This window comes from Clostridium manihotivorum (assembly GCF_004015185.1).
GTDB classification, from domain to species: Bacteria; Bacillota; Clostridia; order Clostridiales; family Clostridiaceae; genus Clostridium_AR; species Clostridium_AR manihotivorum.
Genome location: NZ_CP025746.1, coordinates 1,764,623 through 1,789,811 on the forward strand (window position 1 = coordinate 1,764,623; position 25,189 = coordinate 1,789,811).

Below are 25,189 nucleotides of genomic sequence, written 5' to 3' on the forward strand. Positions count from 1 at the left end.
GCCAAGCTTTATTTGAATTTATTAGTGCCCCACACTCCAGTAAGTATAAGTATTGAGCCTACAAAATGATATATGTGAAAACTCTCATTAAGTATTAAAACCCCTGCAACTATAGATACTATAGTTGATACATTAGAAAATACCGAGGTTTTTGATGCTTGTATCTTAGATAATGTAAAATTAGTTAAGAAGTAAGCAATTATGGACGATATTATTCCTAAATATAATATAGAAATAATAAAGGTTTTACTTTTTAATGGCTCGAAATAATTATAGATATTTCCGTTGATTAGAACATCTACTACATTCATTACTGTAAAGCATAAAGCTGCGAAGAACATCATAAAATAAGTAATCTCAACAGGAGTATAGTATTTAGATACTTTTCTAGATATTATACTGTAGAAGCCGGCAGAAGTTACTGCACCTAAAAGCAATATTATTCCTAAAATAGAGGTTCCTTGTCCACCAGTGCTACTCATTATTCCGATGAGAGCTACTCCACTTACGGATAATACTATAAATAATATTCTTTTTATGGAAGGAACTTCATTTAAAAAATAAGCTCCTAGTAGGGTTACTGCTATGGGAATCAAAGCTAGCATAAGTCCTGCAACGGATGAAGATGCATTTTTTACACCGTATGTTTCAAATATAAAATATATTACTGGTTCAGCAAGACCTAGTACTATTAAACCACCTAGAGGTTTATTTTTATAATTAACTTTTATTATTTTAAATATTATTAGTATTGTCATCACTAAGAAGGCCAATAAAAAACGAAAAGAAACAAGCATAAAAGGCGTGGCTACAGTCAGTGCCATTTTTGAAAATAAGAAGCTTAAACCGAAAATTACAGAGCTAATTGATACAGCAATATAGGGCAATAAATTACTTTTTTTGTCCATATAATAAATCTCCTTAAAATGAAAGTATATATAAGTATATGTTTGTAAATCATATATGGATAAAATGTTTTGATATATCTTAAAATATATAATTACAATGAGATATTATATTTTATAAGACTTATACTGTCAAACAATGTTATTAAATTTTAAAATAAGTATCATTTTTTAAAACTTAATCACAGTTTTTAATATAGGATATTTAGTCATTTTTAAGTATATGTAAATTGTATTATACAAAAATCTAGTATATAATACATACGCTAGTATAGGACAACTATTTTTGTTATTCATTTATAGAGTTCATGTGTAATAATAGATGGAGGAGTAAGATGAAGAATATTTTAAAAGTATTTAAACGAGATATGAAGAGTATAGCAAAAAATCCTGTTGCTCTATTGATAATTGGAGGACTATGCGTTATACCTTCGCTGTATGCTTGGGTAAACATAAAGGCATGTTGGGATCCTTATGAAAATACAAGCACAATACCAGTTGCTGTGGTAAATAACGATAGACATGTGTCTTTTAGGGGAAAAGAAATTAATATAGGTGAACAAGTAGTAGAAAAACTAAAAGACAATAAAAAGATTGGATGGACATTTGTTAACTCTAAAGATGCAGATTTAGGTGTAGTAGATGGAACCTACTATGCAGCTGTAGAAATTCCTGAGGACTTTTCTTCAAGGTTTGTAAGTGTATTGTCTGACAATCCGAAGAAGCCTCAAATTAATTACAAGGTTGATACAAAAGCTAATCCAGTAGCCACTAAAATTACAGGGGTAGCCAAAAATACCCTAACTGAAGAGATAACTTCTAACTTTGTAGAAACTGTAAACTCAACTATTTTTACATCACTTAATGATGTAGGACAAAATGCTGAAAAGAACAAGCAAGACATAATTAAATTAAAAGATAATATTATTCTAATGAATAAAAATATGGATTCTATAATTGATGGATTAAAGAACATACATACTAGATCTGGAGACTTAAGCAAATTCTTAACAGAAATAAAAGCTACAATGCCATCAATAAGCAGTGGACTTAATGTGGTTATTCAAAGCAATGATAATAATAAACAATTGATTAAATCAACTCAAACTGCAATGAATAACTCCTTTGATAATATTGGACTTACTTTGAATAGCTCACAAGCCTCAGTATATAGAATTCAGGCCTTAGTTTCAGAGCTTAATACCTCGGCTTCATCAACTGCCACTTCTCAGATGAACTCTACAGTTGGTCAGATAAGCATGGAAATTACTAATTTAAATAATGGAATAAATTCTACAATAGATTTTTTACAAAAGCTCAATGAAACAAATCCTAATGGTGAAATAACAAAAATGATAACATCATTAAAAAATATTCAAAATGCACTTAATGATGAAAGTAAAAGGTTAGATAATCTGAAAAGTCAGTTAAATGATGCAAATAAAATTAATAAAGACATGATAGATTCTATAAATAACGGTGTCTCAAACCTAAATGTTCAAATAATTAATACTACAAAGCTATACAACACCAGTACAAGAGCATCTTTAAATACCATAGCTAATAATCTAATAGTTGCTACAGATGATGCTACAGATTTACTAAAGTCAGCACAAGATCTTGGTACTCAGATCGACAAACTTATGAATACAGCTATAGACGGAACTAACTTAGCTAATAAAGTATCAGGTGACTTAGATTATAGACTACTTCAATTTAAGGATGTCATAGGTAAGTTAAGTGATAAGTTGCAATTAATAAATAATAATGATTTAGTAGAAATAATAACAATATTGCAGAGTAATCCTACGTTTATGGGTGATTTTATTTCTGATCCTATAAATCTAAAGGATGAAGCTATAAATGCAATTCCAAACTACGGTTCAGCTATGGCTCCGATTTATACTGTACTTGCGCTGTGGGTAGGCTGTTTACTGCTTACTTCACTATTAAAGACTAAGGTAGCACCTTTTGAAGGTAGTGAAAGAATCACCTTGAGAGAAAAACATTTTGGTAAGATGCTAACCTTTATAACCTTAGCAGCAATTCAGGGCTTTATAGTAACAGTAGGTGATAAGTTATTACTTAATGTATACACGGTAAATGCAGCGTTGATGATTATCTTTGGAGTTGTATCATCTATTGTATTTGCAATAATTACTTATACTTTAGTTTCTATACTTGGTAATATAGGTAAGGCAGTAGCTATAGTGTTTATGATAATACAATTGGCAGGTAGCGGAGGAACCTACCCAATTCAAGTGGATCCGATGATTTTTAGAATACTTCAGCCTCTTTTTCCTTTTACCTATAGCGTAGGAGGTTTTAGAGAAGCTATAGCTGGACCGCTTATAAGTAGTGTGGTTTTAGATTTTACTGTGCTTCTTATAATAGCAGCAATATTTATCTTGATTGGTTTCTTCCTTAAAGAGCCTTTGCATAATCCAATTCATAGATTTGAAGAGAGGTTCGAAGAGTCAGGTATAGGAGAATAAAACTTAAGGAGCGAGTTATGAAGAAGGTTTTTAAAGTATTTAAACGAGATTTAAGAAGTATAGTTAAAAATCCTGCAGCATTGGCTATAGTAATAGGGTTATGCATTTTGCCTTCTCTTTACGCGTGGATTAATATAAAAGCTTGCTGGGATCCTTATGCCAATACAGGCAATCTTCCAGTAGCTGTAGTTAACAATGATGAAGGAACAAACTTCAACGGAAAAAATATAAACGCTGGTGACGAAATAGTAGCCCAATTAAAGAATAATAAAGCAATTGGCTGGGTTTTTGTAGATCAATGGCAGGGAAACTACGGGCTAAACGAAGGGAAGTACTATGCTTTAATAGAAATCCCTTCTGATTTTTCAAAAGGTTTAGTTAGTCTTACTACTGTAACACCAAAAAAGCCAGATATAATATACAGAGTTAATCAAAAGTTGAATGCTATTGCAGCTAAGATTACCAATGCAGCTAAAGAGAGCGTAGCTAAAAGCATTAAAGAAAACTTTGTAGATACTGTAAATAAAGAAGCTTTAAAGACTATAAATTCTGTGGGTGAAGAGTTTAAGGTGAACAAATCACAAATAGTCCAACTTAAAGATACTATGGCCGAAGCAAACAGTAATATAGGAGATATAAGAAAATACATAACAGAAGCAAATAATAATTCTGAGGATATTCAGAAGTATTTAAATGATGTAAAGACAAAGTTACCAAAGATAACAGAGCAGATAAATAGTCTTCAGAAAGTTACGGAAGCCAGTAAGGACTTGACTATATCTACAAAACAAAGTATCAATACCATAGCGTCATCAATAAATACAGATATAGGTAAGCTTCAGAACATAAATCAGCAAAACCAAACACTTTTGCAAAAGCTAAAGGATATAAATAATGGATTAAGTTCAGATAACTTCGATACTATTGTTAGTGAGATGTCAAATCTTATGGATTCCTTAAAGAATACTATAGAGGCTGATACAAAAAACTTGCAAGCTATAAGTAGTCTAAGGCCTAATAACCCTTTAGGAGGAACTATCAATTCGCTTAATACATTGAAAAGTACTGTAGATATGGAGCAAAAAGCTCTTAATGATTTGAAGAGTTCTAAAAACAATGGAGGTAGCAAGGATTCTATCAATGCGTCTTTAGAGCAGATATCTCAAATAAGCAACGATTTGACTAATCAAATTATGAATGTTTCAAATAGTTTTTATTCTAATGGAATTGCAGTTATCAATAGTGTAGCTGATGGTATTACAAGCGGCTTAGACAACGCTAATTCGATTTTAGAATCTACTAAGGTTATTGTTCCACAATTAGATGCTTTAGCTAACTTTGGAATAGCAAGTAGTAAAGCATCAGTTAGCGAGGCTAGTGAACTTAATAGCAAGTTGGCAGCTTTGCAGGTAGAGCTAAATAATCTAAGTGATAAGATGAAAGATTTAACTGATGATAATATAGATCAAATAGTAAAACTTATGAATATGAATCCAGATGAAATAGCAGATTTCATATCTTCACCAATAAATGTTAAGGAAGTTGATGTTTATGATTCTGGTATATTTGGTGTTGGTCTTACTCCTTTTTATACAGTACTAGCTATATGGGTAGGAGCACTACTTTTATCATCTTTACTTACAGTGGAAGCTCATGACTTTGAAGATGGAGAAAAGCTAAATCTACTTCAAAGACACTTTGGAAAAATGCTGTTATTTTTAATGATTTCTATGATTCAAGCTGTAATAGTAACCTTAGGAGATAAGTATATACTAGGTGTAAAACCAGTAGATTTGAGGCTTATGTTGATCTTTGCCTTACTTTCAGCAGTGACTTTTACTATTATAATATTCACGTTGGTTTCCATATTTGGTAATGTGGGTAAAGCTATAGCTGTTGTAATAATGGTATTTCAAATAGCTGGAGCTGGAGGAATATATCCTATACAAACTAATCCGAAAATATTTGGAATCCTACAGCCTTTATGGCCGTTCACCTATGCAATAAATGGTTTTAGAGAGGCAATTGCGGGGCCAGTATGGGAAAGTGTTTATAAAAACATAAATGCGCTAATTACTTTTGCCTTGTTTTTTGCAATCCTTGCAGTTCTTAAGAGGCCATTTCATCGGCTGACAGAGTTTATGGAGCATAAGTTTAAGGAAGCTGGAGTATAAAATCAATTTACGAAGGTCTACAATCATTAAAAAAATGGCTGTAGACCTTCTTTGCTGTCTAGATTGTCGCTTCAGTGACTTTTTTAACTTTAACTATATTTTTTACTGCATATAAAACTATTATCTATTCCGGCCGATAATATAAAAAAAGACACGGAGGATAAATAAGATGCAATTACTAAAACCTTCAGTTGCATTAATGAGAAATTTAAGATATATTAGGAAATTTGAATTGATATTTGCAATAATGCTTTTACCTATGTCTATAATGATGTTTATATTTATATTTCAGATAAGTAAAGAATTGAATTATGCAAAGAAGCAAAAAATAGGCTTGGAATATAACTTTGCCTTAGATAAACTAACGGTGGATATTCAAAAACATAGAGGATTACTTAGTGTTTATCTTAGTGGTGATGTAGCATTTGACAAATATATTGATGAAGATGAGAATAATATAAAAAGAGATATAGAAGAAATTGAAGTGCTAAATTCAAAATATGATGAGGAGCTAAAGGTAAAGGATAAGTGGAGTAAACTTAATAGTCAGTGGTTAGAAGTTAAAAACAGCATAAGCATGTATACTAGAGAGGAATCTTTTGATGAGCATACAAAGCTTATAGCTAGTATCAGCGATATGAGTCAGTATGTGGCTGATATATCACTTTTAAGAGTTCAAGAAAAAATAGAAAACCATTATGTAGCAAATGATCTAATTAACACTTTACCTAATATAATAGAACAAATGGGGCAAGCTAGAGCCATAGGTGCTAGGGCTGCTGCTAGAGAAAATCTTACATCTTATGATAGTGAAAACTTGGAGTATATAACCAAGGAGATAAGGCAGAGACTAAAAGAGACAGAAAAAAGTATGAAAGTTATATCTAATAACTTGAATGACAAGAAACAGCTAGAACAATCCTATGAAGGTGCCATTAAAGCTGTTGATGACTTGATATTTACTCTTAATAGTGAATTTTCATATAAAAAGGATATAACCATAGGTCCAGATGAGTTCTTTTCCTATGCCACAGGTAAGATTGATGAAGTCAAGAAGTTACCTTCAGTTGAAGCTAGTATACTGTCAAAGGAATCTGAAAGACGAATCAGAGATTTGGCTTTTTCTAGAAACCTTATAACTGTATCAATTTTAGGTATATTAGCTTCTATAATTTACTTGTTTTTAGGATTCTATAAATCTATCTTAGATAGTATTCTATCTATTAAAGGCGTTACTGCTAAAATAGCAGAAGGAGACTTATCAGAAAGGATACAGTTGAACTGTGAGGATGAAGTAAAGGAAATAGGTGATTCAGTAAACAAGATGCTTGATAGGCTTATCGATAACTATCATGAGGTTAGAAGAGCAAGAGATCTATCAGAAAAAGTAGCTAACCATGATTGGCTTACCGGCGTACCTAATAGAGCTTTTTTTATGAAAAAGATTGAAGAACTTATTGAGGAGTATAAGGATACTGAAACAAAATTTGCGATTTTGTTTCTTGATTTAGACAAATTTAAATGGATAAATGATAACTTAGGTCACCAAATGGGGGATATAGTTTTAAAAGAGGTCGCAAAGAGGTTAGTTGATGTAATAAATAGAAAGGGTATAGTTTGTAGACTTGGGGGAGATGAGTTTACGGTGATTTTAACTGACTTCAAAGATAAGAAGGATATTATGGATACTATTGAAAAAATTAAAAAATATATTGAACAACCTCTTACTTTAAGTAATAATAAATATAGTGTAGGAGCAAGTATAGGAGCAGTAGTCTATCCTGATGAAGCAGATGGGCTTGATGAACTTATACAAAAAGCCGACATAGCAATGTATGATGAAAAAAGAAAAAAGAAGTGTGAAAATTTAAGCTAATTATGGCAAAGGTGATATAATGGATTATAGGTTGTTGTTAGAGAATTTATTAAGGCTTCTATTGGCGTCCTTCTGTGGCATACTGGTAGGCTGGGAACGTAAAAGCAGGATGAAAGAAGCTGGCATACGTACACATTTCATAGTGGCACTAGGTGCTGCATTGATGATGGTTATTTCTAAATATGGCTTTCAAGATCAAGAAGCTTTTTTAAAGGTACCTATCGATCCAACCAGAATTGCTGCTCAGATAGTCAGTGGAGTAGGATTTCTTGGCGCTGGAGCGATTTTTATGCAGAAAAATACAATAAGAGGACTTACTACAGCAGCAGGAATTTGGGTAACAGCAGGGATAGGAATGGCTATAGGTGCAGGGATTTATTTCGTTGGCTTCGCTGCTACTATAATTATAGTTATAGGGCAGACTGTACTTCACCGTGATTATAAATGGTTAGCTTCTCCTAAGGCTGTACCAATGAATATCATAGTAGTTGACCATGAAAGGGCAATCAAAGAGATAAATGATAAGTTTAAAGAAAATGATATTACAGTATTAAAGATGAAAGTAGTAAAGAAAACTGATGAACAACTGATAGATTTGAGGTTGATAATTAAAGTAAGTTCATCACTTACACCTATTGATCTTATTTCTCTAATAGAAGAGGATAAAAATGTGAGATCAGTAGAGATTTAAATGGATAAAAGGTCTCTAAAGCTTCTTTAGAGACTTTTAAATTTATAGAAGTATAAAAATTTTTGCTAGCTAAATCTAGTGAATTCAGTGTCTTAGAGCAATTTACTAGGTTTAGCGGTGAAAAATAAAACAAATTTTGGGGAGGATATAAACTATGAATTATTTTGAAGAAAGTTTAAAAGTTCATGAAGAACATAAGGGGAAGATAGAAGTAGTTTCTAAGCTTAAGGTACAAACTAGGGAAGATTTGAGTATCGCATACACTCCAGGAGTAGCAGAACCATGCAAGAAGATACATGAAAATAAAGATGATGTTTATAAGTACACTGCAAAAGGAAATCTGGTAGCAGTTGTAACTGATGGAACTGCTGTTCTAGGCTTAGGAGATATAGGACCTGAAGCAGGGTTACCTGTTATGGAAGGTAAGGCTATACTTTTTAAAGAGTTTGCTGGAGTGGATGCTTTTCCTATTGCTTTAGCATCTAAGGATCCTGATGAGATTGTTCAAGCTGTTAAGCTTATAGCTCCTGGTTTTGGGGGAATTAACTTAGAAGATATTTCAGCACCTAGATGCTTTGAAATAGAAGAGAGATTGAAGAAAGAACTTGATATTCCAGTATTTCATGATGATCAACATGGCACAGCTGTAGTGGTTTTATCTGGAGTTATAAATGCTTTAAAGATAGTACATAAAAATATAGAAGACATAAAAGTAGTAGTAAATGGGGCTGGTGCAGCTGGTACAGCAATAGCTAAACTTTTGCTATCGCTTGGAGTTAAAAATCTTATAGCTTGTGATAAAGTAGGTATTTTATATGATGGAATAGAAAATGTAGATGATGCAAAGAAAGCATTGGCTAAAATATCTAATCCAAACAAGATAAAAGGAAGTTTATCAGATGCACTAGTAGGTGCAGATGTATTTATAGGAGTGTCAGCTCCAGGAATATTGAAAACAGAAATGGTTAAAAGTATGAATGAGGATGCTATAGTATTTGCAATGGCAAATCCAGTCCCTGAAATAATGCCAGATGAAGCTATGAAGGCTGGAGTTAAGGTAATAGGTACAGGAAGATCGGATTTTCCTAACCAGATTAATAACGTATTAGCTTTCCCAGGAATATTTAGAGGCGCTTTAGATGTAAGAGCTAAAGAAATAAATGAAGAGATGAAGATTGCAGCGGCTTATGCTATAGCTGATTTTGTCAAGGAAGAAGAATTAAGCCCGGAAAATGTAATCCCAAGTGCTTTAGATAAAAATATAGCTAAGGTGGTAGCTGAGGCTGTAGCTAAGGCAGCAAGAGAAACTGGAGTTGCTAGAATATAATTAAAGTGAGATTGGAACAGAGAAAATATGTCTATTAAGTATAGGCATATTTTTTTTATTATTAGACATAGCCTAAGTTTATTATATAAAACAAAAAACACAATTATTTATTCCAAGGTGTATAATTAAAGATGTACCCTTTACAGTATAATTTCTACAGTTAGGTGATAAATCTGTATTTAGTTAATAACCTACTATTGTTTGGAGGATATGGATATATGAAAAAAATTATAGTTTTAGATACAACCTTGAGAGATGGAGAACAAGTTCAAGGGGTAAAACTTAACTTATATGAAAAGTTAAAGATTGCAGATCAGCTTAAGAATCTAAATGTTGATATAATTGACGCGGGGTTCCCAGCAGGTTCTACCCAAGATTTCAAGTCTGTTGAGAGTATTTCAAAAAAGCTAGGAAGTTATACCGCAATATCTGCCATAGCTAGAGCTGTTAAGGAAGATATTGATCTAGCATACAAATGCTTAAGGTTTGCAGATAATCCCCTAATCCACATATCTATAGGGGCATCAGATATACATATAGAAAAAAAGCTTAGAAAAACTCGTGAGCAAATATTAATACAAAGTAGCGAAGCTATAAGCTATGCTAAAAGGTTATGTAATAACATACAGTATTCTGTTGAAGATGCGACAAGAGCAGATTTTAATTATCTTTGGGATAATATAGAGAACGCAGTAAAAGCTGGAGCAACAATAATTAATATAGCTGATACTGTAGGTTTTGGATTGCCAGAAGAGTTTGGGGATTTGGTAAAGAAAATAAACTATAATTTGAAAAACTTAAACGAAAATGCAATATTAAGCGTTCACTGTCACAATGATATGGGACTTGCTACAGCTAATACCTTAGCTGCTATAAAAAATGGTGCTGATAAAATAGAGGCTACTATAAATGGAGTTGGTGAAAGAGCTGGTAATGCTGCTCTAGAAGAGATTGCTATGGCTCTTAAGGTAAGAGATAGTTATTATAATGCCTATACTAGTATAATATCAACAGAACTAAAGAAAACATCAAGGCTAGTGAGCTATATTATGGGCTTGGATGTTGCTGCCAATAAAGCAATAGTAGGAGGAAATGCTTTCGTTCACTCTTCAGGAATACATAAAGCAGGAGCCATTAAAAGCAGAGATGTTTATGAAATAATACACTCAGAGGATATTGGAAATGAAGAGTCAGATATAATATTAACTATGCATTCAGGAAGAAGTGAGCTTAAGGATGCACTTTCTAAGTTAGGTTTTGAGAAGTTAGCTGATGAAGAGCTAAATAAGATATTTGATAAGTTTCAAGAGATAGTTGAATTAAAAAAAGAAGTGTATGATTACGATCTATATTATCTAATAGAAAGTATAGTAGATATAAATCCTGATTTAGGTGATGAGATAATTGAAAAACGCAAAAATCTTTATGAACTTGTAGAACTTCAAGTGATAAGCAATAGCATATTCCCTTCTGCCAGTGTAAAGATTAAAAGAGGCGATAAAACATACAAAAAAAGTAGCATTGGTAATGGAGTTGTTGATGCTCTTTATACTGCCATAAAGGAAGTTGCTGAACTAGAAGTTGATTTAAGGGAATATAAGATAAGTAGTATATCAAAGGGAAAAGAGGCCCTGGGGAAGGTTACTATAAACTTAAGTTATAATAAAAAGAGTTATATTTCTAGAGCTATCGATACAGATATAATAAAGGCCAGTGCATTAGCTTTTATAAATGCTCTAAATAACATAATAATGGATAAGAATAAATAAAATTATCAATAGCAAATGTGCAAAAAAATCGCTAAAGAAATGCTCTTTAGCGAACTTTTATGAAAAGGGGGATGCATAGATGGAAGATAATTTAATTTTTAATTTTATAAAAGAAAACAAGTTAACCTACTTTGTCGGAGTAGTGTTCATGTTTTTAACATCCTATATCCAATCTTTATTTCCTAATATCTTAGGAAACACAATAGATATATTAAAAAAGGATAATTTTGATTCAAGCAGTGTAAAGCTAAATATTGTTTACTTGCTTTTGGTGGCCATAGCTACTTTTATAACAACTTATCTTTGGAGAAATTTTGTTATAGTAAATGCAAGAAAGTTAGAATGTTCTCTAAGGGAGAGGTTATTTGATCATTTCCAAACCTTATCACCAGATTTTTATAATAATCGAAAGACAGGAGATCTTATTGCTTATGCTATTAACGATATATCTGCAGTGAGAATGACTTTTGGACCAGCCATAGCCATGTCTATAAACGGAGTAGCTATTTGCATAATATCAATTTATTCTATGGCTAGATCTATAAATTGGGAGATTACTTTAATATCACTTCTACCAATTCCCATAATAATACTTTTTATGATGAAGATAGGTACCTTGATACAGAAAAGATTCAAGATAGTTCAAGAAAGCTTTGGAGCTATATCTGATAGAGTGCAGGAAAACATATACGGAATAAGAGTTATAAAAGCCTATGTTCAAGAAGAGCATGAGCTGGATAACTTTGAAAAGTTAAACCAAAATATGAAGGATGCTAATATAAACATGATTAAGGTATCATCCTTTCTATCACCAGCCATTGAGATATGTTTTAGTATAAGCTTTGTAATTAACTTAATATATGGCGGAAATGCAGTTTTAAAAGGATCGATTTCCCTAGGAAGTTTTATAGCTTTTAATGGATATTTAACTATGATAATGAATCCAATACTATCTATAGGACGTGTGATAACTATTTTCCAAAGAGGTATGGCTTCTTTAAAGAGACTGAACGATATATTTAGCCAACAACCGGAGGTTATAGATGGTAAGAAGAGAATGGCAAAAGATATAAAAGGCAATATAAAAATTACTTCTTTAGATTTTTCGTATAAAGGAAGTTATGAAAAAGTGTTGCAGGATATTAATTTGGATATCCCTTTAGGAACCACCTTAGGTATTGTAGGAGAGACTGGTTCAGGTAAAAGTACTTTAGTTAATCTATTGTTGAAGCTATATAACGTTAAGGAAAGTTCTATATTATTAGATGGAAAGGATATAAATGAGTATACCCTATCCTCATTACGAAAGAACTTTGGATATGTACCACAGGATAACTTTTTATTTTCCGCTTCAATAAAAGATAATATAAAGTTTTTTAAGGAGCAATTCAGTAATGAGCAAGTTGAAGAAGCAGCTAAAAATAGCTGTATATATGATAGCATAATTAACCTTCCAAATGGTTTTGAAACCATACTTGGAGAGAGAGGTGTCAACCTTTCTGGTGGACAAAAACAAAGAATAGCTATAGCAAGGGCATTAGTAAAAGATCCATCAATACTAATATTAGATGATTCATTATCAGCGGTGGATACTATAACCGAAGGTGATATAATCGAAAACTTAAAAGAAGTAAGAAAAGGTAAGACCACTATTATAATTGCTCATAGAGTCTCAGCGGTTGAGATGGCCGACAAGATTATTGTGATGAGCAGTGGAAGGATAGTTGAGTTTGGTAACCATAAGGAGCTTATGAATAAGAGGGGGCGTTATTATGAAATTTATATGGAGCAATACAACCAGAAGAAACAGGGACTTGAAGTTTCATAAAGCCAAAAGTCTCACAAGGCTATTGCAATTTACTATCCCGTACCTAAGTAAAATAATTTTGGCAGCTGCATGTGTAATATTAGTGAATATAGCTCAGCTTCTTAAACCTTATATATTAAAACTTATAATAGACGATTTTTTAATTAATAAAAGTGTTCAGTCAGGTATTCACTCTATAAATGCAATGGCGTTTTTGTATTTTGTAATAGTTTTACTTGGAGGTGTGCTTACCTTTGCTCAAGTAAATCTCATTAATAGAGTTGGACAGGATATAATGAAGACTCTGAGAAACAAGGTTTTTAAAACTATTCAATTATTGCCTTTATCATATCTAGATAAGAATTCTTCAGGAAGACTTATTACTAGAGCAACTAATGATGTTGAGGCTCTCAGTGAGATGTATACCGATGTTATTATAAACCTTTTTAAAGATGTTTTCCTCTTGATAGGCATTGTTTATGCCATGGTAACATTAAATCTAAAGTTGGCTTTAATATCTTTTTCAGTAGTTCCAGTTATGTTTTTTATAGTGTTTCTACTTAAGAAAAAGATTAAAGATAATTTTACTAATATGAAAAGTCTAATAGGAAGAATAAACGGGTTCATGGCTGAAAGTATCTCAGGAATGAAGGTAATACAGATTTTTCAGGGAGAAAAAGAAAAGAAACAGCAATTCCTTAAACTAAATGGTGATTATTTTGACACTACACTATTTCAAGTAAGATTAAATAGTATATTAAGACCTGCTGCGGATATATTCCAATCCTTAGCAGTAGCTATAATCATATGGTATGGCATGGGAAAGATTGCTGGTAAAACCTTAGAAATTGGTGTGCTTTACGCTTTTACCACCTATATAAAACAGTTTTTTGCACCAATATCAGACTTAGCAGATAACTATACCACAATTCAGTCAGCCTTAGTGTCTGCGGATAGAATCTTTGAGTTATTAGATGAAGAAAATAACTTAGAAGATCTTGATAAAGGCTTAAATATCAATAAAATAGAAGGAAATATTGAGTTTAGGCATGTATGGTTTTCCTATAACAATAAGGATTGGGTACTTAAGGATATAAGTTTTAAACTTAATAAAGGTGAGATGGCGGCTTTTGTAGGGGAAACAGGTTCGGGAAAGACTACAATAATAAATCTTATTAGTGGATTTTATGATATACAAAGAGGGGAAATACTCATAGATGGAGTAAATATAAAGGACATCAGTAAAAAAGATCTGAGAAGAAATATATCAGTGGTGTTGCAAGATGTGTTTTTATTTTCTGGGAACATAAGAATGAATGTAACTCTAAATGACAATATAGATGATAAAGTTATAAATGAAGCATTAAAAACATCCTATGCTTTAGGCTTTGTAAATAGTCTTGGGCAAGGATTAGATCATCCTGTTATGGAAAGAGGAAGTACTTTTTCTTCAGGACAAAAGCAGTTACTGGCTTTCGCTAGAGCTTTAGCTCACAAACCATCAATATTTGTATTAGACGAGGCCACAGCCAACATCGATACCCATACAGAAAAATTGATACAGAAGGCTATTGATAATGTGATTATAAATACAACAACTATAGTTATTGCTCATAGACTTTCAACTATTAGAAATGCTGATAAAATAATAGTTTTAAAAAACGGAAGCATTGTGGAGATGGGTAATCATAATGAATTAGTAACTCAAAATGGATATTATAAAAAGTTGCTAGAAGAAGGCTTAGAGGAAAATATTCAAGAATATCTAGCGTAAAGTATGTAGTAATCTACCACTATATTTCATAAATGTACTTTACATGGTATATGATGAAAATTTTTTTTCTTATAGCTATATTTGGTGTAGAAAAATGTAGAATATGGTGTATAATTTACTAGAGAACAAATGTTTTTGTGGGGAAGGGAAGGAATGTACACCGTAATTGATTTAATTGACAAACTTATTGAGATTGACAGAAGCTCTGAAGAATACTATCTAAAAATAAGCAAGGATGATAAATTAAAAGAAAAGATAAGAATACTTACAAAGGCTCTTGCTAAAAAGGATAGGAGACATATCGACAGCTATCTTGAAATAAAATCAAAAATTCAAGAAAGCGAAGATGTAGAAGTAGATTTTTTTACCTATGATAAAGCAGTTAAATTAATTTATGAATTCACTGGACTTAGGAAAAAAGAAGAATTTAGTCTGGGTATTAGGGAATTTGTTCTAGATGCACTGGAATTTGAAAAGGAAAGCTTAGCCTTGGTACTGAGGATAAGAGGTCTTTTGGTAAATTCTCAAGCTGATACCTATAAAGAAAACTATAAAATTCTGACAAGCATAGTAGAACTAGAGAAAAGCCACGTAAAAGATATAGAGGGGCTTAAAGAATATATTAATTAAATAAGGGGCTTTGGCAACATAATTAAAAGCTCTAAGTAAAAGCCATGTATAAAAGAAGATTCACTTACTTTTATACATGGCTTTTATTTTGGGAGCTGTTGTATAGATATCCTTTATGAAAACTTAATTTATGCATGTTCTATAATCCCCGCTTCTGGGGGTTATCGGGCATGTATAAATTAATAGTTGAAGTTGACTCCCTATATATAAAGTATCCTGTTGAAATTAAGCAAACAGTTATGTGATGATTTAATGAGCTGCGCAAAGAATTAATATAAAGTAGATAAGTGAAGGTTTATGTTGAATATTAGAAAAATTAAGATTTTTTTATTTTAAGGTGTAGTTATGCATTAAGAAATTATAGAAAGAAATATATTTTAATTTAAAAAAGTATTAAATATTGTAGAATTATCTAAAAGGATTTCAGTTGAGAATATAGAATATATATTGTAAGCATTTAATGTTTTAGTAAGAGTAAATAGGCACATACATGTATACGATTTCCTAAAGACAAAACAGATATCATTACTTTCAAATTAAAGGAGGATAAAAATGTCTATAAAGAAGAGATTACCAATAGTAATAATTACAATAATAATTGTATCTGTAGGATTACTTTCACTGGTGACGTATGTTAATATGTCAAAAGCCCTAAGAAATCAAAGCGATGGCGAGATGAAATCCTTAACCACAGAAGGCGTAAAAACTTTAGAGGCTTTAATAGAGAAAGAAAAGCAAGCTAATGCTATGCTTGCTAGTAAAAATGAATTTATTGATATACTTTCAAGAAAAGCCAATGGTGAGGAATCAGATGATTTAAGAGCTAAGATAACAGATGCTACAACTTGGCTTAAAAACTACTCAAGTAAGGCTGCAAACTTGGACAATGTATTTGTAGTTGATAAAAATTATAATTCTGTAATAGAAGGAACCTCTAGCTTTGGAAAAGATCATAAGAATGAAGATTATCTTAAAACTGCATTGTCTGGTATCAGCGTAATAAGCAGTACTTTGACTTCTGGATCTACAGGAAGTCAGATAATTGTATTTGCATCTCCAATAGTGAAAGATGGAAATGTTATAGGAGCTGTGGCTTCGTCAGTTACTTGCGAAAGTTTTTCTAATTACTTAAAGGATTTAAAAGCATCTGCTTCAAAGTCTAGTTACATATATATTGTCGATGGAGCTGGAAATGTTGTGTACCACCCAGATGATGATAAGATAGGAAAGACTGTTGAAAATGATAAAATAAAGGATATAGTAGATAAAGTAAAAACTAATCCAGACCTAAAGGGAGATAAAATAGAATATTCTGAGGGGGGGAAAGCTAAGTCTGCTTACTACGAGGTAACTGTAGGTATGAACTGGATTGTAGTTCTGGCAGAAGACAAGGCGGAGGTTATGAGTCCTATAATCAATACTATGATTATTTATCTTGTATTGGCGGTATTTATAAGTGTTTTTGCAGGTATATTTAGCATATTCTTCTCAAATAGAATAACAAAGCCTATAGCTGATATAACCAATCTAATAAATGATACTGCTGAACTTAACTTGGTGTTTAATGAAAAGTACGGTAAATATGAGAAATATAAAGATGAAGTAGGTATTATGTTCAAGGCAGTTACTGCTACAAGAGGCATACTTAGAAATATAGTGAATAACTTGACAGAAGTTTCTGCTCAGATAAATGATAATGCTGTTCTAATTGAGGATATGACAAAAAACCTGAGAGTTTATGCTGATGAAACATCTTTAGAGACAGAAACTCTATCTGCTAGTATGGAGGAAAGTGCAGCTACAGTAGAAGAGATATCAGCATCTTCAGGGGAGGTTAGCAACGCTATCGAATCCATATCAGAGAGAGCATCAGAAGGTAGTATGGTAACTAACGATATTGCAGAAAGATCCAAAGAGTTAAAGGATAATGCAGTTAGCTCTGGAAATAATGCAAAGAGCATATACTTTAGCGTTAGAGAGCAACTAGAAACAGCTATTAAAAAATCAGAAGCGGTTAAGCAAATTGATATATTAGCCCAATCAATATTGGAAATAACAGATCAAACCAACCTTCTAGCACTTAACGCAGCAATTGAAGCAGCTAGAGCTGGTGAAGCTGGAAAGGGATTTGCTGTTGTTGCTGATGAGGTTAGAGCATTGGCAGAGCAATCAGGTAATACTGCTGCTAACATTCAGAATGTAGTTAAAACTGTTAATTCATCGGTTAAGGATTTAAATTCTCAAGCCATGAGAGTATTAGAGTTTATAGATACTCAAGTACTTCAAGACTATGAAAATTCATCAAATTCATCAGAGCAATACAATTTAGACTCACTAAAGGTCAACAACTTGATGCTTGAGTTTAGTGCAACTTCTCAAGAACTAACTGCTACCATTGAAAGTATGTCTACAGCTATAGTAGATATAGCTGAAACAGTTAATAATGGGGCAGTGGGAATAACAAATATAGCAACAAAATCTTCTGAAGTTGTTGAAAAGGTAAAAGTTATAGAGGATAGCGTAGCTAAGAGTAAAGAAAGCTCAGAGAATCTAAGATCAATAGTAGCTAAATTTAAACTTTAGGCCTGTTAAAGTGCCATGTTGAAATTAAGTGGTTAGTCATCCAATGCTTAGATGAGCTTGATTCTTAAACATACCAAACTTTAAAACTAGTATATAAAATTATTAATGTATTGCACATTATGCTAAGCATATTAGAATTTTTTCAATATAGTTTATAGCAAAGTTACAAAAATGTGAACCAATTATGAATAACGGTTTACAATTAGTGGCAAATAACATATAATATGTTTAATATGAGAGTGTATCTAGGGTTCCGGTATTAAATATATGTCTGGTCCGAGCGGTACAGGATTTTTTCTACACTTTTAGGATAAAAGCCTAAAGGACGAGTCTCAAGATGAGATTTGTCTTTTGGGCTTTTTTTATTTTTTAGGAATCCACCATGAAGGCTAAGCTCCACAAAAGTACAATGAAAAAGTGTCTGTCTTTTTCGTAGAAAATTATACTTCAGATAGAGCTGGGTATAAGTATGTGTAGACGGCTTACATGCAGATTTCGGAGAAAGAATAAAAAAGAAAAAATATGTGGCCTGCCAGATTGGACTTATATAGATCCGGAAAGAGAGATACGCAAAAATAATTAGGAGGCATACAGCAGTTTTAAAACACCTACTAAAACCCACTAAAATATATTGGAATATTGTTAGTTTTATGTTGTCATAATATGTGTAAAGAGGTGATAGCATGAAGTATTATACAATTGGTCAATTCTCAAAATTAGTGGGAAAAAGTATTCAAACTTTAAGATTGTGGGATAAAGATAGGTTGCTGAGATTTGGGTTTGAAATAATAGAAAATCTATGTAATAAGTATGGGACTGATATCGAAATCATAGATAACACTGAAAAAACAGAAGAACAGGAATTAGTTGAGGATTTAATTCAAATTGTTACAGTTTTTAGTTGTAGGTTGCAAGGCAAAAGAGCCAATAAAGCAAAGGAAATGATTAAGGAGCTGTTAGAGAATGATACTGGCGAAGAAAGTTAGAATTATTCCGAATATAGAGCAAGAACAAAAATTATGGCAGTCTGTTGGTACTGCAAGATATATTTATAATTGGACACTTGCAAGACAAGAAGAAAATCACAAAAATGGTGGCAAGTTTATAAAAGATGGAGATTTAAGAAAATAATTAACTATTTTAAAGAAATCAGAACTTAACTGGCTTAATGAAGTATCTAATAATGTAGCAAAACAGGCTGTAAAAGATGGTTGTAATGCTTATAAAAATTTCTTTAAAGGGTTAGTTGATAAACCAAGATTTAAGAGCAGAAGAAAAAGCAAACCTTCATTCTATAATGATACAGATAAACTAAAGGTTAAAGAAAATTTAGTATTAATTGAAAAAGTAGGTTGGATTAAAACAGTAGAGCAAATACCTACAGGTATTAAATATATTAATCCAAGAATAAGTTTTGACGGCAAGTTCTGGTATATATCTATAGGCATAGAAAAAGAAGAAACTATATCAGAAAATACAGATATATCAATAGGTGTGGATTTAGGATTAAAAGATTTAGCAATAGTTTCAAATATAGATAAGCCATTTAAAAATATTAACAAAGCTAAAGAAGTGAAAAGACTAAAAAAGAAGTTAAAAAGAAAGCAGAAACAAGTTTCAAGAAAATATGAAGATGTAAAAATTCGAATAGGAAAGGAAGGTGAAAACCGTTATAAATTTACTAAAACTAATAATATTAAAAAACTGGAAAGAGAATTAAAACTTATTCAAAGAAGGCTTTCAAATATACGTTTAAATCATATTCATCAAACAACAACTGCAATAGTGAAAACCAAGCCAAGCAGAATAGTTGTTGAAGATTTAAATGTAAAGGGGATGCTTAAAAATAAACACTTATCAAAGGCTATACAAGAACAATGTTTCCATAGGTTTATTTGTATCTTAGAATATAAAAGTAAATTTAATGGCATTGAATTTGTAAAAGCAGATAGGTTTTATCCTTCAAGAAAAACTTGTTCTTGTTGTGGCGCAATAAAGAAAGATTTAAAACTTAAAGACAGAGTTTTTGTTTGTCCATCATGTAATGCTCGGATGGATAGGGACAAAAATGCTTCAATAAATCTTTCAAGGTATAAAAAATCAGCATAATATCACTAACAAGATAGTGCTGATATGTACTGTGCGTTACGCAGGATTTTAAGCCTTTGGAGCAACATATCAAACTGGAGTAGTCTTATGACAAAACAGGTTGCGTTGAATAAGGAATAAATCTCTAAATATTAGATTTTAGTAGATTTTATGTAACGGAGATAAGCATGGAAATAATTAAGGTTAAAAATCTATGCAAAAACTTTAAAGTAAAGACAAAGGAGCCAGGGCTAAAAGGGAGTGTTAAATCTATTATTTCACCTAGTTATAGGGAAATTGAGGCAGTAAACAATGTATCATTTCAAGTTGAAAAAGGAGAAATATTAGCATTTATAGGACCAAACGGAGCTGGAAAGTCCACTACAATAAAGATGCTTACAGGTATACTTCATCCTAGTAATGGTCATGTTGAAGTAGCTGGATTTAATCCATCAAAAGAGAGAAAGCGGCTAAGCTATAGGATTGGTACAGTATTTGGCCAGAAGTCTCAGCTTTGGTTTCATCTACCACCACTTGACAGTTTTAATCTGTTAGGAAACATATATGAAATTGACAAAAATAAGCTTAAAAAGAGAATTGAATTTTTAAAAGAGATTTTTGAAATTCAGGAATTGATGGATATACCTGTAAGAAAGCTTTCCCTTGGGCAAAGAATAAGGTGTGAGATCGCAGCCTCTATACTTCATGAGCCAGAAATAATATTTTTAGATGAACCAACTATAGGTTTAGATGTTGTAGTAAAGCAAAAAATAAGAGATTTAATTCTTAAGCTAAACAAAGAAGAGAAAACTACTATATTTCTTACCTCCCATGACTCTGGTGATATAGAACAATTGTGCAAGAGAGCAATAATTATAAATCATGGAGAACTAGTGCTTAATGAAAGTATCAAAGACCTTAAGCATAATTATTTGAATAAGAAGGTTATAAGTATAAAGTATGATGAACCAGTTAAACTTATGGATAATAATTTTAAAGTTATAAAAAATAAAGAAGGCTCAGTAAAAGTAGAGGTTGATACATCAAAAAATGATATAGAAGTGATTCTGACTAATCTTATAAGTAAAGGAAAAGTAAAAGACATAACCATATCAGATCCTCCATTGGAAGATGTAATATCCCATATATATAAGGAAAACAAGGAGGTGGGTAGGAATGCGGTTAATTCATAAGTATTTTCAGATATCAAAGATAAATATGGCCAATAACTTGGTCTACTTTTGGAACTTCTTAAGTAAAAATCTATTTTTCGTATTTATAATGTTTATATATTTGATGTTATGGAGAAATATATATGGCAGTAAAGGAAGCACTGTAGCAGGTTTTACCTTAAATCAAATGATATGGTATTTAGTATTTACAGAGCTTGTGACTTTGACCAGAACTGATATACATCTTCAAATAAATGATGATGTTAAGTCAGGTAATATAGCATATCTTCTTAACAAGCCTTACAATTATGTGGCGTACTGTTTTTCTTATTTCATTGGTGAATTAGGAATAAAGTTATTAACCAATGGAGTAATAGGAATTTTAATCGGATTAATCTTTGTGGGACCTTTGCAAAGCTTCAACCTAGCCTTCTTACCATTTATTTTCTTATCACTTATCCTAGGATGTATAATAAATTTTTTCATTTATACAAGCATTGCTTTATTATCCTTTTGGTTTGAAGACAATAATGCCTTCTTTTGGATATATTCAAAGCTTATTTTTACCTTAGGTGGTATGCTTATGCCTATAGAATTTTTCCCAAATTGGCTTAAGACAATATCTCACTTTCTTCCTTTTCCGTATGTAACCTACGTACCTGCTAAACTTGCAGTTAGCTTTTCCTTCTATGATTTTTTTAGAGGATTTTCAGTGCAGCTAGTATACCTGGTGGTATTTGTGTTACTTTCCGCAACTATGTATGGAAAGGGGGCAAAGAGTCTAAATGTTAATGGAGGTTAAAAAATCTATAAAGTTAATCATGTTTTATTTTAGATTTAATCTATCATCGGTAATGGAATATAGGGTAAGCTTTTTAGTTCAAACCTTTGGTATGATATTAAATAACTCAGCTTTTATATTTTTTTGGTGGATACTTTTTGACAATGTAAGGTCTATAGGAGGCTATGGCTTTAAAGATGTGATGATGTTGTGGTCTATAATGTCAACAGGCTTTGGAATAAGCTTTGTAGCCTTTGGTAACCTGAGCAATATAACAAGGATGATATTAAATGGAGAGTTAGATACTTACTTGCTTCAGCCTAAAGACCCACTTTCAAATATAATTTGCTCCAAGACTGTAGTGTCTGCTTGGGGAGATACAATGTATGGGCTAATACTTTTTATAGTACTTAATGGAGTTCATATAAAGAGTTTGTTTTTGTTCATCACATTCTCTATAACTGCAGCACTAATTTTTGCATCAGTGATTGTAACCTGTCATAGTATAAGCTTCTATGCAGGAAATGTTGACAGCTTGGTAGGGCTTATTACTGAGTTTATGATAAGTTTTTCTATATATCCAGAAGGGATATTTAGTGGTGTTATAAAATATGTTTTATATACTGCAATACCAACGGTATTTATGGTATATATGCCTGTAGAGATAATATCAAAGTTTTCAATGGGAAAGACAATTGCAGTAATTTTAGTGACAGTATTATGGATAATTATCGCTTACATTACGTTTTATAGAGGTTTAAAAAAATATGAATCCGGTAATTTAATAATAAACAAGCTTTAATAAAAAATAGCTGAATAAAAAGAGTGCCATACATATAGAGGATAAGTTCCTTGTATGTATGGTTATTTTATTATTTAGAAATATTTTGGGAAAAGAGGACTTTTACAAAGTATAATTAAAAGAGCGTATCGCTTTTATATAAAGGCATCCTTTACGAAAACCTAATAGCATCTCCTTCATGATTACTTAATTTGAACAATGTTATTAAACATAGCCAAAAATAAAAAATATTATTAAATCATGAGAGATTTTAGCAATTTAGGTTGTATATATTTATGAAATTAACGTTAATTGATGACAAATAAAAATTAGATTGAAGCATTGTTTTAGGGAGGCATACAGCAGTTTTAAAACACCTACTAAAACCCACTAAAATATATTGGAATATTGTTAGTTTTATGTTGTCATAATATGTGTAAAGAGGTGATAGCATGAAGTATTATACAATTGGTCAATTCTCAAAATTAGTGGGAAAAAGTATTCAAACTTTAAGATTGTGGGATAATGAAGGAAAGTTAAAACCACATCATATAACAGAAGGTAGACACCGTTATTATTCTGAACAACAAATTAATCAAGTTTTGCAAGTGCCACTTGTTAAGAGAACTAAAAAAGTAATTGGATATTGTAGAGTATCAAGTAATAAACAAAAAGATGATTTAGCAAGACAAGTTGAAAATGTTAAAACATACATGATTGCTAAAGGGTACTCATTTGATGTTATTACTGATATAGGAAGTGGAGTAAATTACAATAAAAAAGGATTAAATCAATTGGTGGATATGATAACCAATTCAGAAGTTGAAAAGATAATAATTCTATATAAAGATAGGTTGCTGAGATTTGGGTTTGAAATAATAGAAAATCTATGTAATAAGTATGGGACTGATATCGAAATCATAGATAACACTGAAAAAACAGAAGAACAGGAATTAGTTGAGGATTTAATTCAAATTGTTACAGTTTTTAGTTGTAGGTTGCAAGGCAAAAGAGCCAATAAAGCAAAGGAAATGATTAAGGAGCTGTTAGAGAATGATACTGGCGAAGAAAGTTAGAATTATTCCGAATATAGAGCAAGAACAAAAATTATGGCAGTCTGTTGGTACTTCAAGATATATTTATAATTGGACACTTGCAATACAAGAAGAAAATCACAAAAATGGTGGCAAGTTTATAAAAGATGGAGATTTAAGAAAAGAATTAACTATTTTAAAGAAATCAGAACTTAACTGGCTTAATGAAGTATCTAATAATGTAGCAAAACAGGCTGTAAAAGATGGTTGTAATGCTTATAAAAATTTCTTTAAAGGGTTAGCTGATAAACCAAGATTTAAGAGCAGAAGAAAAAGCAAACCTTCATTCTATAATGATACAGATAAACTAAAGGTTAAAGAAAATTTAGTATTAATTGAAAAAGTAGGTTGGATTAAAACAGTAGAGCAAATACCTACAGATATTAAATATATTAATCCAAGAATAAGTTTTGACGGTAAGTTTTGGTATATATCTATAGGCATAGAAAAAGAAGAAACCATATCAGAAAATACAGATATATCAATAGGTGTGGATTTGGGATTAAAAGATTTAGCAATAGTTTCAAATATAGATAAGCCATTTAAAAATATTAACAAAGCTAAAGAAGTGAAAAGACTAAAAAAGAAGTTAAAAAGAAAGCAGAAACAAGTTTCAAGAAAATATGAAGATGGAAAAATTCCAATAGGAAAGGAAGGTGAAAACCGTTATAAATTTACTAAAACTAATAATATTAAAAAACTCGAAAGAGAATTAAAACTTATTCAAAGAAGGCTTTCAAATATACGTTTAAATCATATTCATCAAACAACAACTGCAATAGTGAAAACCAAGCCAAGCAGAATAGTTGTTGAAGATTTAAATGTAAAGGGGATGCTTAAAAATAAACACTTATCAAAGGCTATACAAGAACAATGTTTCCATAAGTTTATTAGTATCTTAGAATATAAGAGTAAATTTAATGGCATTGAATTTGTAAAAGCAGATAGGTTTTATCCTTCAAGCAAAACTTGTTCTTGTTGTGGAGCAATAAAGAAAGATTTAAAACTTAAGGACAGAGTTTTTGTTTGTCCATCATGTAATACTCGGATGGATAGGGACAAAAACGCGTCAATAAATCTTTCAAGGTATAAAAAATCAGCATAATATCACTAACAAGATAGTGCTGATATGTACTGTGCGTTACGCAGGATTTTAAGCCTTTGGAGCAACATATCAAACTGGAGTAGTCTTATGACAAAACAGGTTGCGTTGAATAAGGAATAAATCTCTAAATATTAGAT

Annotated in this window: 16 protein-coding genes and 2 pseudogenes; 17 read left to right on the forward strand and 1 reads right to left on the reverse strand. The window is 31.4% G+C overall.

Annotation, left to right across the window (positions count from 1 at the left end):
* Positions 1-8 precede the first annotated feature (8 nt).
* Positions 9-908: a DMT family transporter gene (locus C1I91_RS07935; protein ID WP_128212391.1), complete on the reverse strand. Its 900-nt coding sequence runs from the start codon at positions 906-908 to the stop codon at positions 9-11.
* Positions 909-1,240: 332 nt separating this feature from the next.
* Here C1I91_RS07935 and C1I91_RS07940 point away from each other — a divergent pair, with 332 nt between their 5' ends.
* From C1I91_RS07940 to C1I91_RS08020, 17 genes and pseudogenes are all read left to right on the forward strand, one after another.
* On the forward strand, positions 1,241-3,400 hold the full coding sequence (locus C1I91_RS07940) for a YhgE/Pip domain-containing protein (protein WP_128212392.1): 2,160 nt from the start codon (positions 1,241-1,243) through the stop codon (positions 3,398-3,400).
* Positions 3,401-3,417: 17 nt separating this feature from the next.
* Entirely contained in the window at positions 3,418-5,574 is a 2,157-nt protein-coding gene (locus C1I91_RS07945) for a YhgE/Pip domain-containing protein (RefSeq protein WP_128212393.1), read from the forward strand.
* Positions 5,575-5,743: 169 nt separating this feature from the next.
* Positions 5,744-7,450, forward strand: coding sequence for a diguanylate cyclase domain-containing protein (locus tag C1I91_RS07950; RefSeq protein ID WP_128212394.1), 1,707 nt, complete (start codon positions 5,744-5,746; stop codon positions 7,448-7,450).
* 19 nt (positions 7,451-7,469) lie between these two features.
* On the forward strand, positions 7,470-8,141 hold the full coding sequence (locus tag C1I91_RS07955; protein ID WP_128212395.1) for an MgtC/SapB family protein: 672 nt from the start codon (positions 7,470-7,472) through the stop codon (positions 8,139-8,141).
* A 154-nt stretch (positions 8,142-8,295) separates the two neighbouring features.
* Positions 8,296-9,468 carry an NAD(P)-dependent malic enzyme gene (locus tag C1I91_RS07960; RefSeq protein WP_128212396.1) on the forward strand — a complete coding sequence of 391 codons (1,173 nt, stop codon included), beginning with the start codon at positions 8,296-8,298 and terminating at the stop codon, positions 9,466-9,468.
* 218 nt (positions 9,469-9,686) lie between these two features.
* Complete coding sequence (locus C1I91_RS07965) at positions 9,687-11,237, forward strand: 2-isopropylmalate synthase (RefSeq protein ID WP_128212397.1); 1,551 nt, start codon at positions 9,687-9,689, stop codon at positions 11,235-11,237.
* Positions 11,238-11,316: 79 nt separating this feature from the next.
* The gene (locus C1I91_RS07970) at positions 11,317-13,065 is read left to right on the forward strand and encodes an ABC transporter ATP-binding protein (RefSeq protein WP_128212398.1); all 1,749 of its coding nucleotides are present in this window, start codon (positions 11,317-11,319) and stop codon (positions 13,063-13,065) included.
* Entirely contained in the window at positions 13,010-14,818 is a 1,809-nt protein-coding gene (locus C1I91_RS07975; protein ID WP_128212399.1) for an ABC transporter ATP-binding protein, read from the forward strand. The genes C1I91_RS07970 and C1I91_RS07975 overlap by 56 nt, the downstream gene beginning before the upstream one ends.
* A 129-nt stretch (positions 14,819-14,947) precedes the next feature.
* Positions 14,948-15,448, forward strand: coding sequence for a hypothetical protein (locus tag C1I91_RS07980; protein WP_128212400.1), 501 nt, complete (start codon positions 14,948-14,950; stop codon positions 15,446-15,448).
* A 552-nt stretch (positions 15,449-16,000) separates the two neighbouring features.
* Complete coding sequence (locus tag C1I91_RS07985; RefSeq protein ID WP_128212401.1) at positions 16,001-18,031, forward strand: methyl-accepting chemotaxis protein; 2,031 nt, start codon at positions 16,001-16,003, stop codon at positions 18,029-18,031.
* Positions 18,032-18,783: 752 nt separating this feature from the next.
* Positions 18,784-19,017, forward strand: a pseudogene (locus C1I91_RS07990) (IS607 family transposase); the annotation flags it as partial.
* Positions 18,995-20,140: pseudogene (locus C1I91_RS07995) on the forward strand (RNA-guided endonuclease InsQ/TnpB family protein). The pseudogenes C1I91_RS07990 and C1I91_RS07995, both read left to right, overlap by 23 nt.
* Positions 20,141-20,307: 167 nt before the next feature.
* Entirely contained in the window at positions 20,308-21,312 is a 1,005-nt protein-coding gene (locus tag C1I91_RS08000; protein ID WP_128212402.1) for an ABC transporter ATP-binding protein, read from the forward strand.
* On the forward strand, positions 21,296-22,093 hold the full coding sequence (locus tag C1I91_RS08005) for an ABC transporter permease (RefSeq protein ID WP_128212403.1): 798 nt from the start codon (positions 21,296-21,298) through the stop codon (positions 22,091-22,093). Before C1I91_RS08000 ends, C1I91_RS08005 begins: the two co-directional genes overlap by 17 nt.
* Positions 22,083-22,874: an ABC transporter permease gene (locus C1I91_RS08010; RefSeq protein ID WP_238475943.1), complete on the forward strand. Its 792-nt coding sequence runs from the start codon at positions 22,083-22,085 to the stop codon at positions 22,872-22,874. Before C1I91_RS08005 ends, C1I91_RS08010 begins: the two co-directional genes overlap by 11 nt.
* Before the next feature lie 431 nt (positions 22,875-23,305).
* A complete protein-coding gene (locus C1I91_RS08015; RefSeq protein WP_128212405.1) occupies positions 23,306-23,929 on the forward strand; it encodes an IS607 family transposase in 624 nt (207 codons plus the stop codon).
* The gene (locus C1I91_RS08020) at positions 23,907-25,052 is read left to right on the forward strand and encodes an RNA-guided endonuclease InsQ/TnpB family protein (RefSeq protein ID WP_128212406.1); all 1,146 of its coding nucleotides are present in this window, start codon (positions 23,907-23,909) and stop codon (positions 25,050-25,052) included. Before C1I91_RS08015 ends, C1I91_RS08020 begins: the two co-directional genes overlap by 23 nt.
* The last annotated feature ends 137 nt before the right edge of the window (positions 25,053-25,189 follow it).

Coding starts and splice junctions, on each gene's coding strand:
- C1I91_RS07980 (WP_128212400.1), top strand. CDS start 14,948: ATGTTTTTGTGGGGAAGGGAAGGAATGTACACCGTAATTGATTTAATT.
- C1I91_RS07950 (WP_128212394.1), top strand. CDS start 5,744: ATGCAATTACTAAAACCTTCAGTTGCATTAATGAGAAATTTAAGATAT.
- C1I91_RS08020 (WP_128212406.1), top strand. CDS start 23,907: ATGATACTGGCGAAGAAAGTTAGAATTATTCCGAATATAGAGCAAGAA.
- C1I91_RS07935 (WP_128212391.1), bottom strand. CDS start 908: ATGGACAAAAAAAGTAATTTATTGCCCTATATTGCTGTATCAATTAGC.
- C1I91_RS07945 (WP_128212393.1), top strand. CDS start 3,418: ATGAAGAAGGTTTTTAAAGTATTTAAACGAGATTTAAGAAGTATAGTT.
- C1I91_RS07940 (WP_128212392.1), top strand. CDS start 1,241: ATGAAGAATATTTTAAAAGTATTTAAACGAGATATGAAGAGTATAGCA.
- C1I91_RS08010 (WP_238475943.1), top strand. CDS start 22,083: ATGGAGGTTAAAAAATCTATAAAGTTAATCATGTTTTATTTTAGATTT.
- C1I91_RS07975 (WP_128212399.1), top strand. CDS start 13,010: ATGAAATTTATATGGAGCAATACAACCAGAAGAAACAGGGACTTGAAG.
- C1I91_RS08005 (WP_128212403.1), top strand. CDS start 21,296: ATGCGGTTAATTCATAAGTATTTTCAGATATCAAAGATAAATATGGCC.
- C1I91_RS07985 (WP_128212401.1), top strand. CDS start 16,001: ATGTCTATAAAGAAGAGATTACCAATAGTAATAATTACAATAATAATT.
- C1I91_RS07960 (WP_128212396.1), top strand. CDS start 8,296: ATGAATTATTTTGAAGAAAGTTTAAAAGTTCATGAAGAACATAAGGGG.
- C1I91_RS08000 (WP_128212402.1), top strand. CDS start 20,308: ATGGAAATAATTAAGGTTAAAAATCTATGCAAAAACTTTAAAGTAAAG.
- C1I91_RS07970 (WP_128212398.1), top strand. CDS start 11,317: ATGGAAGATAATTTAATTTTTAATTTTATAAAAGAAAACAAGTTAACC.
- C1I91_RS07965 (WP_128212397.1), top strand. CDS start 9,687: ATGAAAAAAATTATAGTTTTAGATACAACCTTGAGAGATGGAGAACAA.
- C1I91_RS07955 (WP_128212395.1), top strand. CDS start 7,470: ATGGATTATAGGTTGTTGTTAGAGAATTTATTAAGGCTTCTATTGGCG.
- C1I91_RS08015 (WP_128212405.1), top strand. CDS start 23,306: ATGAAGTATTATACAATTGGTCAATTCTCAAAATTAGTGGGAAAAAGT.